The sequence below is a fragment of the Pseudomonas fluorescens genome, from assembly GCF_001708445.1.
Taxonomy (GTDB): domain Bacteria; phylum Pseudomonadota; class Gammaproteobacteria; order Pseudomonadales; family Pseudomonadaceae; genus Aquipseudomonas; species Aquipseudomonas gorinensis.
On the sequence record NZ_CP015637.1, the window covers coordinates 2,102,770 to 2,119,316 of the forward strand.

Consider the following 16,547-nt stretch of genomic DNA (forward strand, 5'->3'; position numbering starts at 1 on the left):
TCTTCGAGTCCCGCCTCGGTTTCCGCGGCAGAAAAGTACGCACTTTAGATTGAAATCTGTAAAAGGTTCAGGACTCGGATTTCACGTGGCAATGTGCAAAAAAGGTATTTTCCTCCATCAGTATTCGAGCATTCTGGGCAAACCGACTTTTTCAACACAATCGACCCCTAGCGCGTGGCGCATGTTTTTCAGGGTACCGAAGGGGGCGAGCAGTTCGGGAGCGAGGGTAGGCTGCATGGTCGGCACTTGGGACAAAAGTGCGGCGGGGTAGTGCAAGCTGGCGAAGGCTCTATTGGTCTGGGTCTACGCTTGTAACAAAGATGGCACTCGCAGGGTTCGCAGTGGACTAAGCATCAGGGCGCACACACGCGCCCTGCTTTTTTGACATGGATCGGACATGAACGCGACCAACCTGCAATTCAAAACCCTGTTGCTCTTACTGGTCCTGGTGACCATGGCCTTTATCTGGATTCTGTTGCCGTTCTACGGCGCGGTGTTCTGGGCGGTCATCCTCGGTATCATCTTTGCGCCCTTGCAGCGTCGGCTGCAGTTCAAATTTGGCTGGAATCGCAACCTCACGTCCCTGACGACTCTCACGGCCTGCCTGATCATCGCGATCCTGCCGGTGATCATCACCAGCGCGTTGTTGGTACAGGAAGGGGCGACGCTGTACAAGAACATCGAGAGCGGCAAGTTGGACGTGGCCGGTTACATCGAACAGTTCAAGAACGTCCTGCCACCGTACTTCCAGCACCTGCTGGATCGCTTCGGCATGGGCAACCTGGAGGGCTTGCGCGAGAAAATCGTCAAGAGCGCGATGCAGGGCAGCCAATTCTTCGCCACTCAGGCGTTCAGCTTTGGCCAGGGCACGTTTGATTTCCTGGTGAGCTTTTTCATCATGCTGTACCTGCTGTTCTTCCTGCTGCGCGACGGCCCGGAGTTGGTGCGCAAGGTGCGTACCGCAGTGCCCTTGGCCGAACCGCAAAAGCGTCGCCTGCAACTCAAGTTCAACCGCGTGGTGCGTGCCACGGTCAAGGGCAACGTCCTGGTGGCCGTGACCCAAGGAGCGCTGGGCGGTTTGATTTTCTGGTTCCTGGATATCCCCAGTGCGTTGCTCTGGGCGGTATTGATGGCATTTCTATCGCTGCTGCCGGCCGTGGGCGCGGGGATCGTATGGGCGCCGGTTGCCGTGTATTTCCTGCTCAGCGGGGCGATCTGGCAGGGTGTGGTGCTGGGCTTGTTCGGCGTCTTTGTGATCGGCCTGGTGGATAACGTGCTGCGCCCGATCCTGGTGGGCAAGGACACCAAGATGCCCGATTACCTGATTCTGATCTCGACCCTGGGCGGCTTGTCAGTATTTGGCCTCAACGGGTTTGTGATCGGGCCGCTGGTAGCGGCATTGTTCATGTCCAGTTGGGCGCTATTTGTCGAAAGCAAGCCACGGGTCAAGCTGCCACTGCCCTGATTCTCAGGCGTGGAGCCGGACGTGGGTCGCGTGTTGCAGTTGTTTTTCTGCGGCCGACAACGAGGTGAGCGGGCCGCTGATGGGCTCGCCATCACGGACCACATACCAGCAGGCAAGCAAGCCGGCCTTGCGAAGGGGCGCGGGGACGGCGCTACCGATAACGGACATGATCTGAACAGTGGGCATAAATACCTCCAATCGCTATGGAGGTCACCTTACGGGGTGCAGGCGTGCAGGAAAAATCACCTGGCTCGATAGTCGACATCAACGCCAGGCGTCAATCCACCACTTGATCGAGCATGCTCACGACTTCCTGCTCGCTGAGCAGGCCCTTGCGTACCAGGTTTTCCGTAAGCAATGCCAGGAACTTCGCGCTGCGGTGGCCTTCGAGGTGCTTGAGTTCAGTCAGGGCGCTATAGACCCTGCTGGACGTACAGAGGCCGGCGGTGCGGTGCGGGTTTTGTGTGGGCATGGTCAGTCGTCCTTGTTGTTTTGGGGTGGACTGGTTTAAGAGTGAGGGGGTGTCGTGACGTAAACATGACAGCGCGAGCCCCGGTCGGGCAAGTAGACTTTCGATCTGAATGATGTGGGATTGCTGCTTGGCCGTTGTCTTCAAAGCGACATTGGCCTCCCGAATCCAGCCTTTTTCGCCCGAAAAAAAGCCCCGCGTGTGGGCGAGGCCTGTTCAGGTGTGTCAATTCAAGCTTACCAGCCGCGGCCATAGTAGCCATGGGGCGGGCCGTAGTAACCGCGGGGAGGGCCGTAGTAGCCGCGTGGCGGGCCGTAATAGACGGGCGCCGGACGGTAGTAAACCTGTTGCTGCACATACACCGGTGGCGGCGGGGCGTAGTAGACCGGCGGCGGAGCGGCATACACCGGCTGCGGCTGGACGTACACCGGCTGCTGCACATAGACCTCACGCGGCTGGCTGGCAACCACGGAGCCGACGACGGCGGCACCGACAAGAGCACCCAAAACGGCCGGGCCACCCCAACCACCACCGTGGGCTGAGGCTTGGCCTGCCATAGCGAGTGCGCCGATAAGCAGGGCGATCTTGGGGAGTTTACGCATCATGGTCATTCCTCGGTTAGCCCCTGCGCTTGTGGTCTGCAATCAATAGACTCAAGGATTGTCGCGGGGATACTTTTAAGACAACGTATTTCTGAAAAACAGCACAGCCACTAGGTAAAGGTTGTGTAAGGTCTGTACCCATTTGCTTACTTAAAGGAGCTTGCGATGCAGATGCACCCCAACAAGGACACCCAATTGTGCATGTCACTGTCGGCGCGCCCTGGGAATTTTGGCCTGCGTTTTCATAACCATCTGTACGAGCAGTTGGGTTTGAACTTCTACTATAAAGCCTTCAGCAGCCAGGATTTGCCCGGTGCGATCGGCGGTATTCGCGCCTTGGGCATTCGCGGTTGCGGGGTGTCCATGCCGTTCAAGGAAGCCGCCATTGCCTTAGTGGACGAACTGGATGATTCGGTTCAAGCCATTGACTCCCTGAACACTATCGTCAACACCGACGGCCACCTCAAGGCCTACAACACCGACTACATCGCTATCGAACAACTGCTGAAAAAACACGGGGTGCCACAGGATTCGACCTTTGCCCTGCGTGGCAGCGGCGGCATGGCCAAGGCCGTGGCCAGTGCCTTGCGTGACGGTGGCTATGCCCATGGCGTGATCGTGGCGCGCAATGAGGCGGCGGGGCGGGCATTGGCGCAGAATCTTGGGTACGAATGGCGGGCTGAACTGGGTGATTTGCGCCCACGGATGCTGATTAACGTAACGCCGATCGGCATGACCGGCGGGGCCGAGGCGGACGCGTTGGCGTTTGAGGCGGATGCCGTTGATAAAGCCGAGACAGTGTTCGATGTGGTGGCGATCCCCGCCGAAACGCCGTTGATTGTGCGAGGGCGGGCCAAGGGCAAGCGGGTGATTACTGGCCTGGAAGTGATTGCGATCCAGGCGCTGGAGCAGTTCGTCCTGTACACCGGCATTCGACCGACTCAGGAACAGTTCGAAAAGGCCGTGGTGTTTGCCCGAAGCTGAAGAACGCTGGTGATCAAATGTGGGAGGGGGCTTGCCCCCGATGGCATAGGTATCTACACAACGTTGGCTCAACGCTGAATGCCCGGAAAATAGGGCTGTTGTGGCGAGCGGGCTTGTCCCGCGTTGGGCTGCGTAGCAGCCCTAGTCAAGAAGAACGCGGTGTATCAGACACTCTGCAGAGGCTGGTTTTGGGGCTGCTACGCAGCCCAACGCGGGACAAGCCCGCTCGCCACAGGGAGATTTGTCAGGGGCTGAAAAGTTGTGTAGATACCCATGCCCCGATGGCGGTGTATCAGGCAATGAATGTATTGACCGAACCACCGCTATCGGGGGCAACCCCCCTCCCACATTTTTGACCGTGTCAGGCCTGTTCCAGCTGTGCCAGGCGCTCTTCCAGCGCCGCAATCCGTGCTTCAAGCTCTTCAATACGATCCAGCGAGACCGCGCCGGCAGAGCGCTCCACCGGGCTCCCCCGCGCCGCGATAATCGCCTCGATATCCGCCGGGTCCCCCAGCGCATGGGTATAGCGATCTTCCCGCTGCCCCGCCTGACGTGGCACCAGCAGCGCCAATCCGCGTGCGATCAGGCGCTCCAACTGGTGCACCACTTGCTCGGCATCTTCGAAATCATGCATGCGCCCGCTGCGGGTCAGCAGTTCATTGACCGTCTGCGGTCCGCGTAAAAACAGCAGCCCGGTCAGGATCACCTGGGCCGGCACCAGCTCCAGCGCCTTGTCTACCCGATGCTCCCAGCGGTCGGCGCGACTGCCCATCACCAATCGGGTAAAGCCCTGGCCTTCGAGTGCGCGCAGGCTCTGGCCGACCTGGCCTGGGCTGAGGTTCATGACGGGTTCGCGGCTGGTCTTCTGGTTGCAGGCCAGGACCAGGGCGTTGAGGGTCAGGGGATAGGTTTCGGGGTTGGTCGCCTGTTTTTCGATCAGGCAGCCCAGGATGCGGATTTCCGTGCTGTTCAGGCGCGGCTCAGGAGTGTCGGTGTCGTGCTCGGCGGTCATCGCGCTTTCCCTATGCAGTGAATGGGGGCGTTCTCAATGGGTTTCCCTACCCCGTTGTCGCCTTAAAGCAGACCAGGCCCGGCGCGGCGGGGAATCTAATTGAGAACGCCCCCGCCTAGCCTAAGCCGGAAAAAATAAAAGACAAGCGCTCGGCATGGCTATAATCGCCGCTGGTTCCAACCCTGCCATTACCGATGAGACTGTCATGACTATTTCCCTGTACGCCGCCTCCGTCCCAGTCTTCAAGCAAATGCTCAACGCCCTGAGCGATGTGCTGAACAAAGCCGAAGCCCACGCCACCGCCAAGAACATCGAGCCCAATGCCCTGCTGCAAGCGCGCCTGTTCCCGGACATGTTCCCACTGGTGCGCCAGGTGCAGATCGCGGTCGACTTCGCCAAAGGTGTTTCCGCACGCCTGGCCGAGATCGAAGTGCCGAAGTACGAAGACAGCGAAGTGACCTTCGCCGACCTGCAAGCGCTGATCGCCAAGGTCCTGGCGTTTGTCGACACCATCAAGCCTGAGCAGATCGACGGCAAGGAAGGTATCGAAATCATCACCCGCCCAGGCACCCCGAAAGAGAAACGCTTCACGGGCCAGTCCTACCTGCTGACCTACGGCCTGCCGCAGTTCTTCTTCCACGTCACTACTGCTTACGCATTGTTGCGTCACAACGGTGTGGAAGTGGGCAAGCGCGACTACATGGGCGCGTTCTAAGCCTATAAAAAATCTATGGTCCCCCCCATTTTTGCAATACTGATTAACGGGCGATGTGGTTGGCTTGCTTAAATCTATCCGGCGTCTGTTTGGGGCTTCCCCCCATTTTTGCAATACTGATTAACGGGCGATGTGGTTGGCTTGCTTAAATCTATCCGGCGTCTGTTTGGGGCTTGCCCCAGCGCCACGATGAGAGTCGCGCCTGACGATCCTTAAAAGCCCGTCGGCTTCTGAAGCCGATTTTTATGTCAGGATCTTCGCCAGGCCGGTAGGCCGTTCACGTCATCCGTTGTTCAGCTATCGCAAAACCTGAAGGGTGAATTGTGGTACTGCAACAACCGCAGGGTCAGGCGTTCAAGGCGTCTGGCCCTGCTTCATATTGCGCATGGTGAGCCGCTATCGCCCAAGCGATACGCGCCAGTTTGTTGGCCAGGGCACAGGCCACCACATTCGAGTGTCGTCGGCGCAGCAGCGCTCGCACCCAGTCGGCCAAAGCCCCCTTCTGATGATCCAGCCTCTGCATGTAAACCCTGGAGCATTGCACCAGCAGTTGCCGCAGGTGCTTGTCACCCCGCTTGCTGATCCCCAACAAATTGGCTTTGCCGCCCGTGCTGTACTGTCGCGGCACCAAGCCCACTGAAGCCGCAAAATCGCGACTGCATCGGTATTGCTTGCCATCGCCCATTTCTACAGCCAGAAGGCTGGCGGTGATCGGACCGACACACGGCATGCTAAGCAAACGGCTCCCCAGATCATCGTCGGCCAGCTGGCAAGCCAGTTGTTTGTCCAGTTCCTTGATCTGTTCATCCAGGTAAACGAAGTGATCGTGCAGGCGTTGCAACAGCACTGTCAGCCGCACAGGCAGCTCATGCTCGGCCAAAACAGCTGCCAAACGCTTCATGATGGCTGAGCCTTTGGGCAGGCTGATGCCAAATTCCAGCAGGAAACCGTGCATCTGATTGGCTGTCTTGGTGCGGTCATGCACCAACGACTCGCGCATGCGATGCAGGACAGACAGGGTTTGCTGAGACTCGGTTTTAGGCGTAACGAAGCGCATGGACGGACGGGAAGCCGCCTCGCAAATGGCCTCTGCGTCGATAAAGTCATTTTTGTTGCCCTTGACGAAAGGGCGGACAAACTGCGGTGAAATCAACTTGGTCGTATGCCCCATCGCCGCAAGCTGACGGGCGATGAAGTGAGAGCCGGCACAGGCTTCCGTTACCACGACGCAGCTCGGCAAGTTGCCGAAGAACCGCATCATCTGCGCTCGCGAGAGCTTTTTGCGAAACACCTCGCGGCCCGATTTGTCTTGGCCCAGAAGGTGGAAATTATGTTTGCCGAGATCGATCCCGATCAGCGCTGACTCGCTCATGATGATGGCCTCCAAAAACAAAACACCTTGCGAAAGCGTAGCCCTCGCAGGGTGTGGGGGTGACCATCTCATTAGCCCGGGGGCGTTCTTCAATGAACGGCCCCGGGCTTTTTTACGCCTGGAGTTCAAGCAGGCAGTTCTTCCTTGCCCAGGCACGCGGCCGCGGTAAACAACACATCCGTGGACGAGTTAAGTGCAGTCTCCGCCGAATCCTGCAACACACCGATGATGAAACCGACCGCCACCACCTGCATGGCAATTTCGCTGGGAATGCCGAACAGGCTGCACGCCAGGGGAATCAGCAGCAGTGAACCACCGGCCACCCCCGAGGCTCCGCAGGCACAGACTGCCGCGACGACGCTGAGCAGTACGGCGGTGGGCAGGTCGACGGCAATCCCGAGGGTGTGCACGGCAGCCAGGGTCAATACGGTGATGGTGATCGCGGCGCCGGCCATATTGATGGTGGCGCCCAGGGGGATCGACACCGAGTAGGTGTCCTCATGCAGGCCCAGGCGTTTGCTCAACGCCAGGTTTACCGGAATATTCGCCGCCGAGCTGCGGGTGAAGAAGGCGGTGATGCCACTTTCGCGCAGGCACATCAGCACCAGTGGGTACGGGTTGCGGCGCAGCTTCCAGAACACGATGGCCGGGTTGATCACCAAGGCCACGAACAGCATGCAGCCGATCAACACCACCAACAGGTGCGCATAGCCGAGCAGGGCGCTGAAACCGGAAGTGGCCAGGGTCGAGGCCACCAGGCCGAAGATACCCAGCGGCGCAAAGCGGATCACCACGCGCACAATCAAGGTGACGCCGTTGGACAGGTCGTCGAGTACGGTGCGGGTGGTTTCGTCGGCATGGCGAATCGCGATCCCCATGCCGATGGCCCAGGCCAGGATGCCGATGAAGTTGGCATTCATCAGGGCACTGATCGGGTTATCCACCACGCTGAGCAGCAGGCTTTGCAGCACCTCGCCGATGCCGCCGGGGGCGCTCACCGTGGCGTCATGGGTGGCCAGTACGAGGAACGAGGGAAACAGGGTGCTGGCGATCACCGCAACGACTGCCGCGGCAAAGGTGCCCAGCAGGTACAGGAACAGGATCGGCTTGATATGGGTTTCCTGGCCGTGTTTATGGTTGGCGATCGACGCCATGACCAGCACAAACACCAGGATCGGCGCGACGGCCTTGAGCGCAGTGACAAACACTTTGCCGATAAACCCGGTGGCCTTGGCGGCGTCGGGCAACAACAGGGCCAGCAGGATACCGGCGATCAAGCCGATGACGATTTGCGTGACCAGGCTGACACGCGCAAGTCGTTGAAAGAGGGAAGGGGCAGCAGTCATAAAGTTGTCTCTGTTTTTTTAATGGGTGCAGCAGGGCGGGCGGAAAGGGCTGTAGGAAACAGGTCGCGAAGTCTAGCATGCTGCACGAACTGTCCCGGCCAATGCGGCAATGCGTCACCGGCCGGGCGCCGGTCTTAGCCAAGTCCGGACATGTTCTGTTAAGATTCTTGCCTCTCATCTTTCCTCTCCGTCAGCGAGCCCCCAGGGCAGTCGTTGATGTCGTCGTTTCTGGAGTTTTCATGCTGTTTCCGATCCTGCTGCTGTCGGCCGCCGGCTTTACCGTGCTGACCACGGAATTCATCATCGTCGGCCTGCTGCCGTCGATTGCCCGCGACCTGAATGTCAGCGTGTCCCAGGCTGGGTTGCTGGTGACCCTGTTCGCGTTCACCGTGGCGGCGTTCGGCCCGTTTCTCACGGCCTACTTCGCCCGATTCCAGCGCAAACGCCTGTTCATCACGATCCTGGTCATGTTCGCCGTGGCCAATAGCGTGGCCGCGCTGGCGCCGAATATCTGGGTCATGTCCCTGGCCCGCTTGATCCCGGCCTTGGGGTTGCCGGTGTTCTGGGCCCTGGCCAGTGAAACCGCGGTGGATATCGTCGGCCCCGAATTCGCCGGGCGCGCCATTGAGAAGATCGGCTTCGGGATTGTCTGCGCCACGGTGTTTGGCATCCCGGTCGGCACGCTGATTTCCGATATGTTCGGCTGGCGTACGGCGTTTGCCCTGCTAGCGGCCATTGCGCTGGCCAAGGCCTTGCTGCTGTACATCTACCTGCCCGTCACGAAAGCCAAGAACGAGCAGGTCACCTTGCGCTCACAGTTCAAGATCCTGCGCAGCCCGCTGATGCAGGGGCATATCCTGCTGTCGATCCTGGTGTTCAGCGGCATGTTCACCGCCTACACCTACCTGGCGGACATCCTCGAGCGCCTGGCCGGGTTCGACGGTACGCTGGTGGGCTGGTGCCTGATGGGGTTCGGCGCGGTCGGCCTGATCGGCAACTCCCTCGGCGGGCGCGCGGTGGATCGTCACCCGTTGATCGCCTCCATGGTGTTTTGCGGGTTTATGATCGCTGGCATGGTGGCCGTGGTGCCTGCCATTCATTCGACAATCGGGCTGGCGGCGGCGATGGCGGTGTGGGGCGTGACCCAGGCGGCGATGTTCCTGGTCAGCCATGTCCGCCTGATGAAGGCCGCGCCCCATGCGCCGGCGTTTGCCGCGTCGCTGAATATCGCCGGGGCCAACCTGGGTATCGGCCTGGGGGCCATGGTCGGTGGGCATGTCATCGACACCTTGGGCCTGGGCAGCCTGGGCTTTGCCGCCTCCGGGTTTATCCTGGTGTCGATCCTGCTGGCGCTGTGGCTGATGACGGCCAAGCAGCCCGCTGCCTCCAACGCCTGAGCTGTCAGGGCAGGGCGGTGAACAATTCTCGCCGCGCACCCTCGGTAATCGCCACGATGCCGGGGTGCTTGACCTTGCGCTCCACCGAGATCGCGTAGAACGACTCGCTCACCGCATCAGTCTGGCCGATCAGCGCCACGCCGTACTGGCGCACGACCTCATCGGCGATCACGCTGGGGGCGATAAAGATGCCGCTGCCGGATTGGCCGAATGCCTGCATCAACGCGCTGTCGTCGAACTCGCCGATGATCTTTGGCTGGATCTTCTGCTCGGCAAACCAGCGCTGCAAGCGGCTGCGCACCACCGTCTCCGCCCCCGGAATCAAGAGCGGCGCGCCATGCAAGCATTGTGGGAAATCGCCGCCATGCCGGTCAGCCAGTGCCTGGGTGGCGAAGAAACTGATGCCACATTCCCCCAGTTTCTGGCTGTAACCCTTGATGTCCAAGTGCGTTGGCATAGGGCTATCGGAAATGACCAGGTCCAGGCGCTGGATCGCCAGGTCGGCCAATAAACGTTCGAGTTTGTCTTCACGGCAGGTGATGCGGATCGGTTCGCTTAGCTCCATGGTCGGTGCGATCAGCCGGTAGACGATGGACTTGGGCACCACATCCGCTACCCCGACCCGGAACACAATCTGCTGTTCATTGGGTTGCGCGCGCAGCATCGCTTCCAGTTCATTGCCCGTCTGGAACATCTGCTCGGCATAGGGCAGGGCCTGGCGACCCGCTTCGGTCAGCTCCAACTGGCGGCCTACCCGTTGAAACAATGCGACACCAAAGGTTTGTTCCAGCAGGCTGATCTGCCCGCTGATGGTCTGCGGCGTGAGGTTCAGTTGCTCGCAGGCGCGCACGATGCTGCCGGTCTTGGCTACCACCCAAAAGTAATGCAGTTGTCGGTAATTGAGCATGGCACCCTACACTTCGTAAAAATCGAAGTATACGCGAGAAAAATACGAATTTTCCTGAACTGTTCGCCTGCATAGAATGCCTCGCTATCGCGGGGCCACTATTTGGACCCAATGGTTCTAACGAGGAAGACATCATGAAACTCAACTCCCTGGGCGCTGCATCGCTGCTTGCGCTTTCATTGGTGGTGGTCAGCGGTTGTGATCAAGTCGAAAAAAGCGCACAGCAAGTGATGGGCAAGGCCACCGAGCAGGCCAAACAAGTCATCGATGAAACCCACAAGGCCGCCGAACAGGCCTTGAGCGAAGCGACCCAGGGTCTGATCAGCCCGGAAAAAAAGGATGACCAGCCAGAAAACGCGCCGCAATCGGACAGTAAAGAAGCTTAACTCCCCCCGAACAACGTCAGGACTGACCTATGGATTACCTTTTACAACTGGCCGCCAGCCCCACCGCCTGGGTCGCCCTGGCCACCTTGATCGTCATGGAAATCGTGCTGGGCATCGATAACCTGATCTTTATCTCGATCCTCACCAACAAATTGCCGGAGAAGCACCGGGCCAAGGCTCGTCGCATCGGCATCAGCATGGCGCTGGTGCTGCGCCTGGGCCTGCTGAGTACCATCGCGTTCATCGTGCAGTTGACCGCCCCGGTGTTCGAGATATTCGGCCAGGCGTTTTCGTGGAAAGACATGATCCTGATCGCCGGCGGCCTGTTCCTGGTATGGAAGGCAACGACCGAAATCCATCACAGCATGGACCCGGAGCCGGAAGAGAAGGCCAGCACCAGCAATGTCGTGGCCATCGGTTTTGCCGCCGCCATCGGGCAGATCCTGTTGCTTGACCTGGTATTTTCCATCGACAGCATCATCACTGCCGTAGGCATGACCGAGCACTTGCCGATCATGATCATTGCCGTGGTGACATCGGTCATCGTGATGCTGGTGGCGGCTGAACCGCTGGCCAAGTTCATCAACGACAACCCGACTGTGGTGATGCTGGCCCTGGGCTTCCTGATCATGATCGGCATGACGCTGATCGCCGAAGGTTTCGGTGCCCATGTGCCAAAAGGCTATGTATATGCGGCGATGGCGTTCTCGGCGGCAATCGAATGCTTGAACATCGCGCGGCGTAACCGGCACAAGCGTTTGCTCGCTGCCCGTCAGTAACGGCTGGAACAAACAGGCCGGCTGCGCTCATCCGAGCCCAGCCGGCCTTTTGCTGTCTGCTAGAATCGGCCCACTTGATAGCTTGAGGTCCACCATGAACGAGCCGATTCGACTTACCCAGTACAGCCACGGTGCGGGTTGCGGCTGCAAGATTTCCCCCCAGGTGCTGGAAGTGATCCTGGCCGGCAGCGGAGCACAGAACCTTGACCCCAAGCTGTGGGTGGGCAACGCCTCGCGCGATGATGCGGCGGTGTATGCCATCGATGATGAGCGTGGAGTCGTCTCCACCACGGATTTTTTCATGCCGATTGTCGATGATCCCTTCGATTTCGGTCGCATTGCCGCCACGAATGCCATCAGCGATATCTACGCCATGGGCGGCGACCCGCTGATGGCCATCGCCATTCTCGGCTGGCCGGTCAACGTGCTGGCCCCGGAGATCGCCCGCGAAGTCATCCGAGGCGGGCGCTCGGTGTGTGACGAAGCCGGCATTCCGTTGGCGGGTGGGCACTCCATCGATGCGCCGGAGCCGATCTTCGGCCTGGCCGTGACCGGCATCGTGCAAAAGCGCCATATGAAGCGCAACGACACGGCCACCGCCGGGTGCCAGCTGTACCTGACCAAGCCTCTGGGCATCGGTATCCTCACCACTGCCGAAAAGAAGGGCAAATTGCGTGAGGCGGATATCGGCCTGGCCCGTGACTGGATGTGCACCCTCAACAAGCCTGGCAGTCGCTTCGGCAAGTTGGCCGGCGTGACCGCGATGACCGATGTCACCGGTTTCGGCCTGCTGGGGCATCTGGTGGAAATGGCTGACGGCAGTGGCCTGACTGCGCGCATCGAGTACGAAAAGGTCCCACGCCTGCCTGGCGTGGAGTACTACCTTGACCAAGGCTGCGTCCCTGGCGGCACCTTGCGCAACTTCGACAGCTACGCCAGCAAGCTCGGGCGCCTGCAGGAACTGCACAAGCGCGTGCTGTGCGACCCCCAAACCAGCGGTGGCCTGCTGATCGCTGTCAGCCCCGACGGTGATGCCGAGTTTCACGCGGTCGCGGCTGAACTGGGCCTGGCTCTTGAGCCGATTGGCCAGTTGGTGGAGCGACAGACCAACGCGGTAGAGGTGTCTTGATGGCCACTGACATCACCGATTACCGCGATATCTTCCTCAACGACCGACCCATGATGGATACCCGCGCGCCGATCGAATTCAGCAAAGGCGCGTTTCCCGGGGTGATCAACCTGCCGTTGATGACCGACGACGAGCGCCAGCGCGTCGGCACCTGCTACAAGCAACAGGGCCAGCAGGCGGCAATCGTGCTGGGCCATGAACTGGTGTCGGGGGCGATCAAGGCCGAACGCATCGAACAGTGGGCACGATTTGCCCAGGCCCATCCCGACGGTTACCTGTACTGCTTTCGTGGCGGGCTGCGCTCGCAGATTGTGCAGCAATGGTTGAAAACCGAGGCCGGTATTGAGTACCCCCGTGTCGGCGGCGGCTACAAAGCGATGCGCTCCTTTCTGCTCGACACCGTCGAGCGCGCCACCGCCGAGTGTGATTTCGTGCTGCTGGGGGGCATGACCGGCGCGGGCAAAACCGAGGTCCTGGGCCAGTTGCGCAATGCCTTGGACCTGGAAGGCCACGCCAACCACCGGGGTTCCAGTTTCGGCAAGCGGGCCACGGCGCAGCCGTCCAATATCGACTTTGAAAACCGTCTGGCGGTAGACCTGCTGAAAAAGCGCACGGCGGGCATCGAGCAGTTCGTCGTCGAGGATGAAAGCCGCATGATCGGCAGTTGCGCACTGCCGTTGCCCTTGCACAAAGGCATGCAGTCCTTTCCGATGGTGTGGTTGGAGGACAGTATCGAAGGGCGCGTCGAGCGAATCCTCAACGATTACGTCGTCGATCTGAGCGCGGAATTTATCGCGGTGTTTGGCGAGCAGGGCCAGGCGCTGTTTGCCGAGCGCTTGACCCAGGGCCTGGCCAATATCTACAAGCGCCTGGGGGGCGAGCGCTTCCAGCGATTACAGGTGATTCTGCAGGAGGCCCTGGCGGAACAGGCACGCACCGGCGTCGTGGATTTGCATCGGCTGTGGATCGAAGGTTTGCTGTGCGAGTACTACGATCCGATGTACGCCTTCCAGCGTGAAAAGAAAGGCGCACGGATCGAGTTCTCCGGCGAGCAGGGCGCGGTGCTGGCGTACTTGCGCGAGCGTAGCGCCCGGCGCGGTTGACAGGTGGGTTTCAGGTGCCTCATCGCGGGCTTGCTCGCGATAGGGCCGTCAGCCTCAACGAAGCGTTAGAGGATCACCGCACCGATCAATCCGCACACCACGCCCACCAGCATGGTCAAGCCGGCCACCGTCACCAGCACCCGCGCATCGAAATCCTTGCGCAGCATCAACAGCGACGGCAGGCTCACGCTCGGCAAGGTCATCAGCAAGGCCACGGCGGGGCCGGTGCCCATGCCCAGGGTCATCATGGTTTGTACGATGGGGATCTCTGCCGCTGTAGGAATCACAAACAGCGTGCCGACAATCGCCAGCGGTACCAGCCACACCAGGCTGTTGGTCATGGCGCCGTCCACATGGGGAAACAGCCAGACCCGCGCTGCACCGAGCACCAGCACCGCCAGGATATAGATCGGTATCGTGCTCCAGAAGAGCTGCCACAGGGTACGCAGCCAGCGGCTCAGGAACGGTTGCGACTCCGTGCTGCTGGCTTCGGCTACAGCCTCCAATGCCGCTTCCGGCACCTGTTCCGGCCGGGCGATGCGCTGTGCCACCATCGACACCCCCACCACCAGCACAATCCCCGCCACCAGCCGCAACGCCGTAAACCCCCAGCCCAGCACAAACCCCATGAACACCAGCGTGGCCGGGTTCAGCACCGGGTTGGCGATCCAGAACGCCAGCGCGGCGCCCACCGACAACCGCTGGCGGCGCATGCCTGCCGCGACCGGTGCCGCGCAGCAACTGCACATCATCCCCGGCAAGGCGAACAGCCCGCCGCGCAAGGTCGAACCCAGCCCGGCGCGGCCGAACAGGCGCAACAGCCAATCGCGAGGGATCAGGACTTGCAGCAAGGAACCAAGGATCACCGCCAACACAGCGGCTTTCCAGATCGCCAGGAAATACACCTGGGCATAGGCCAGCGCCGCGGCCAGCGGCGAGCTTTGCTGGTCATTGAGAATCGAGGCGCCGATGCTGTGGTTATCGGCGGCCACAAATGCCTTGAGGTAATAAGGCGACCACTTCACGTAGTAGAGGCCCACGCAGGCCACCAGCAGGAATAACGTTGGTTTCCACCAGAATGACCAGCCTCGGTTGGGCTGGGTGGAGGTGAGGTTGGGCATGGAGAGGTTCCGCAGGCGAGTCAAGAACGCAGCATCATACGCCCTTGCCTTCGATCATACCCACGCTCCTGCGTGAGCAAAGCTCAAGCCGAAACGCTGCGTTTCAGAGATCGGCGCTGGCCTGGGTCGCCTGCGGGCAAGTTTCGTCGCCGTTATTCAGCCCTTGCTTGTAGTTACGGCTCAGCAACGAGGCCTTGCCGTTGTGCCAGGTCAGCGTCAGCACATACAGCGTGTCGTAGTCGCTGCCGGACCAGTCATTGGTGATGGTGTGCTTTTCGCCCACCGCTTCACTGGCCACCTTGTTGATCAACTCCGGCAGGTAACCGTGGGACCAGGCGGTGTAGATGATGGCGTTGTGGTACTTGTCTTCCACCAGTTCGTCGGCGAGGGCGCTGGTGTCATTGGCCGAAAACTTGATGTTCACCGGCAGGCCGAGCTTGATCGCGCTGGGGCTGATGGTCATCAGGGGGCGAATGTAGCTGTACGAGTTATCTTTCTCGCCTTCTTCGATATTGCGCGTGGGGTTGGCGGCAAACACGAAGTTGGCCTTGCCGAATTTTTCCGGCAATACGGTGGCCAGGTTCATCGCACGGTTCAGGCCCTGGCAATTGAGCTGGCCCAGGCCGCCGGCGGGTTTTTCGCCGTGGCGCAGGAAAACCAGGGTTTGCACGCCATCCACCGGTTGGGCGCGGCTTTCGCGAGCGTCGAGGGCGGCGACCATGGCGGCGCTGACCAGCAGCAGCGGCAGCGTAATGTAGGAATAGCGTTTCAGTCGTTGTACATGGCGCAGAGGCTTGATCTTCATTGTAGGTTCGAGTCTTCATGCGTCAGGTTAAGGCGGACAAGCCTGGCCCCAGTCACGCCGATAGCGTCCTGCGGTGTGTTCCCTGTCGATACAGCGAGGTGCCTCCATTTACCGTTCGGGCGCATGTAAGAGTGCGCTTGGGCACTTTGGTTCGCCCGTGCGGGACATTAGCCCGCCAATGTTGCGCAATGATGACTTATGCACGACGGGAGGCGGGTGGCTATCATGGTGACTTTCTGCCTTGGGGTTTCCCGATGAATTCGCTCGCTGCCTTCCCGATCAACAGCAAATGGCCCGCCCAGCACCCTGAGCGCCTGCAGCTGTACTCGCTGCCCACGCCTAACGGAGTCAAGGTCTCGATCATGCTCGAAGAGCTGGGCCTGCCCTATGAAGCGCACAAGGTCAGTTTCGACACCCAGGACCAGCTGTCGCCCGAGTTCATGTCCCTGAACCCCAACAACAAGATTCCCGCGATCATCGACCCCAATGGCCCCAGCGGCCAGCCGTTGGCGCTGTTCGAGTCCGGCGCGATCTTGATTTACCTGGCGGAAAAGACCAGCCAACTGCTCTCGGAAGACCCGGCCACCCGCTACGAAACCCTTCAGTGGCTGATGTTTCAGATGGCCGGCATCGGTCCGATGTTCGGCCAGGTGGGGTTCTTCAACAAATTCGCCGGTAAGGCCTACGAAGACAAACGCCCGCGCGACCGCTACGTCGCCGAATCCCGACGCTTGTTGGCGGTGCTGGAGAAACGCTTGCTGGGGCGTACCTGGATCATGGGCGACGACTACAGCATCGCCGACATCGCCACTTTCCCGTGGATTCGCAACCTGATCGGCTTCTACGAAGCGGGCGATCTGGTCGGCATTGCCGACTTCCCCAATGTACTGCGCGCACTGGACGGTTTTGTTGCCCGGCCAGCCGTGATCCGTGGCTTGAACATTCCGAGCTGAGC

Annotated in this window: 18 protein-coding genes; 9 read left to right on the top strand and 9 right to left on the bottom strand. The window is 60.3% G+C overall.

All coding sequences use genetic code 11. The features are described from left to right. The first annotated feature begins 397 nt into the window (after window positions 1-397). A complete protein-coding gene (locus A7317_RS09590) occupies window positions 398-1,465 on the top strand; it encodes an AI-2E family transporter (RefSeq protein ID WP_024074472.1) in 1,068 nt (355 codons plus the stop codon). 3 nt (window positions 1,466-1,468) lie between these two features. Here A7317_RS09590 and A7317_RS09595 read toward each other — a convergent pair whose 3' ends face one another. The 3 genes from A7317_RS09595 to A7317_RS09605 all read right to left on the bottom strand — a co-directional run bounded on the left by A7317_RS09595 (window position 1,469) and on the right by A7317_RS09605 (window position 2,545). Further along, window positions 1,469-1,651, bottom strand: a complete 183-nt coding sequence (locus tag A7317_RS09595) for a hypothetical protein (protein ID WP_024074473.1) — start codon at window positions 1,649-1,651, stop codon at window positions 1,469-1,471. A gap of 91 nt (window positions 1,652-1,742) precedes the next feature. Continuing rightward, window positions 1,743-1,937, bottom strand: a complete 195-nt coding sequence (locus A7317_RS09600) for a hypothetical protein (RefSeq protein ID WP_024074474.1) — start codon at window positions 1,935-1,937, stop codon at window positions 1,743-1,745. A gap of 233 nt (window positions 1,938-2,170) precedes the next feature. After that, entirely contained in the window at window positions 2,171-2,545 is a 375-nt protein-coding gene (locus tag A7317_RS09605) for a hypothetical protein (protein WP_041160888.1), read from the bottom strand. A gap of 156 nt (window positions 2,546-2,701) precedes the next feature. On the opposite strand from A7317_RS09605, the gene A7317_RS09610 reads away from it, so the two are divergent. After that, window positions 2,702-3,520, top strand: coding sequence for a shikimate 5-dehydrogenase (locus A7317_RS09610; RefSeq protein ID WP_069075648.1), 819 nt, complete (start codon window positions 2,702-2,704; stop codon window positions 3,518-3,520). Window positions 3,521-3,881: 361 nt separating this feature from the next. On the opposite strand, the gene A7317_RS09615 is transcribed toward A7317_RS09610, so the two are convergent. Then, a complete protein-coding gene (locus A7317_RS09615; protein WP_069075649.1) occupies window positions 3,882-4,532 on the bottom strand; it encodes a YceH family protein in 651 nt (216 codons plus the stop codon). A gap of 205 nt (window positions 4,533-4,737) precedes the next feature. Here A7317_RS09615 and A7317_RS09620 point away from each other — a divergent pair, with 205 nt between their 5' ends. After that, the gene (locus tag A7317_RS09620) at window positions 4,738-5,247 is read left to right on the top strand and encodes a DUF1993 domain-containing protein (RefSeq protein ID WP_024074478.1); all 510 of its coding nucleotides are present in this window, start codon (window positions 4,738-4,740) and stop codon (window positions 5,245-5,247) included. Window positions 5,248-5,593: 346 nt separating this feature from the next. Here A7317_RS09620 and A7317_RS09625 read toward each other — a convergent pair whose 3' ends face one another. Both A7317_RS09625 and sstT read right to left on the bottom strand, forming a co-directional pair. Then, complete coding sequence (locus A7317_RS09625; RefSeq protein ID WP_024074122.1) at window positions 5,594-6,619, bottom strand: IS110 family transposase; 1,026 nt, start codon at window positions 6,617-6,619, stop codon at window positions 5,594-5,596. 125 nt (window positions 6,620-6,744) lie between these two features. Next, on the bottom strand, window positions 6,745-7,965 hold the full coding sequence (sstT, locus tag A7317_RS09630) for a serine/threonine transporter SstT (protein WP_069075650.1): 1,221 nt from the start codon (window positions 7,963-7,965) through the stop codon (window positions 6,745-6,747). A 239-nt stretch (window positions 7,966-8,204) separates the two neighbouring features. Between sstT and A7317_RS09635 the strand changes: the two genes are divergently transcribed. Next, entirely contained in the window at window positions 8,205-9,362 is a 1,158-nt protein-coding gene (locus A7317_RS09635) for an MFS transporter (RefSeq protein ID WP_069075651.1), read from the top strand. Between the two features lie 4 nt (window positions 9,363-9,366). Here A7317_RS09635 and nhaR read toward each other — a convergent pair whose 3' ends face one another. Then, window positions 9,367-10,269: a transcriptional activator NhaR gene (gene nhaR, locus A7317_RS09640; RefSeq protein WP_024074481.1), complete on the bottom strand. Its 903-nt coding sequence runs from the start codon at window positions 10,267-10,269 to the stop codon at window positions 9,367-9,369. 134 nt (window positions 10,270-10,403) lie between these two features. On the opposite strand from nhaR, the gene A7317_RS09645 reads away from it, so the two are divergent. The 4 genes from A7317_RS09645 (at window position 10,404) to mnmH (ending at window position 13,666) form a co-directional block, all read left to right on the top strand. Next, on the top strand, window positions 10,404-10,655 hold the full coding sequence (locus tag A7317_RS09645) for a hypothetical protein (RefSeq protein WP_024074482.1): 252 nt from the start codon (window positions 10,404-10,406) through the stop codon (window positions 10,653-10,655). A gap of 29 nt (window positions 10,656-10,684) precedes the next feature. Then, a complete protein-coding gene (locus A7317_RS09650) occupies window positions 10,685-11,434 on the top strand; it encodes a TerC family protein (protein ID WP_069075652.1) in 750 nt (249 codons plus the stop codon). 94 nt (window positions 11,435-11,528) lie between these two features. Then, complete coding sequence (selD, locus tag A7317_RS09655; RefSeq protein ID WP_024074484.1) at window positions 11,529-12,563, top strand: selenide, water dikinase SelD; 1,035 nt, start codon at window positions 11,529-11,531, stop codon at window positions 12,561-12,563. Continuing rightward, on the top strand, window positions 12,563-13,666 hold the full coding sequence (gene mnmH, locus A7317_RS09660; RefSeq protein WP_069075653.1) for a tRNA 2-selenouridine(34) synthase MnmH: 1,104 nt from the start codon (window positions 12,563-12,565) through the stop codon (window positions 13,664-13,666). Before selD ends, mnmH begins: the two co-directional genes overlap by 1 nt. A 65-nt stretch (window positions 13,667-13,731) precedes the next feature. Here the strand turns inward: mnmH and A7317_RS09665 are convergent, their stop codons facing one another. Both A7317_RS09665 and A7317_RS09670 read right to left on the bottom strand, forming a co-directional pair. Further along, complete coding sequence (locus A7317_RS09665) at window positions 13,732-14,787, bottom strand: permease (protein ID WP_069075654.1); 1,056 nt, start codon at window positions 14,785-14,787, stop codon at window positions 13,732-13,734. Between the two features lie 103 nt (window positions 14,788-14,890). Further along, window positions 14,891-15,592 carry a hypothetical protein gene (locus A7317_RS09670; protein WP_024074487.1) on the bottom strand — a complete coding sequence of 234 codons (702 nt, stop codon included), beginning with the start codon at window positions 15,590-15,592 and terminating at the stop codon, window positions 14,891-14,893. Between the two features lie 254 nt (window positions 15,593-15,846). Here A7317_RS09670 and A7317_RS09675 point away from each other — a divergent pair, with 254 nt between their 5' ends. Next, entirely contained in the window at window positions 15,847-16,545 is a 699-nt protein-coding gene (locus A7317_RS09675) for a glutathione S-transferase N-terminal domain-containing protein (protein WP_024074488.1), read from the top strand. The last annotated feature ends 2 nt before the right edge of the window (window positions 16,546-16,547 follow it).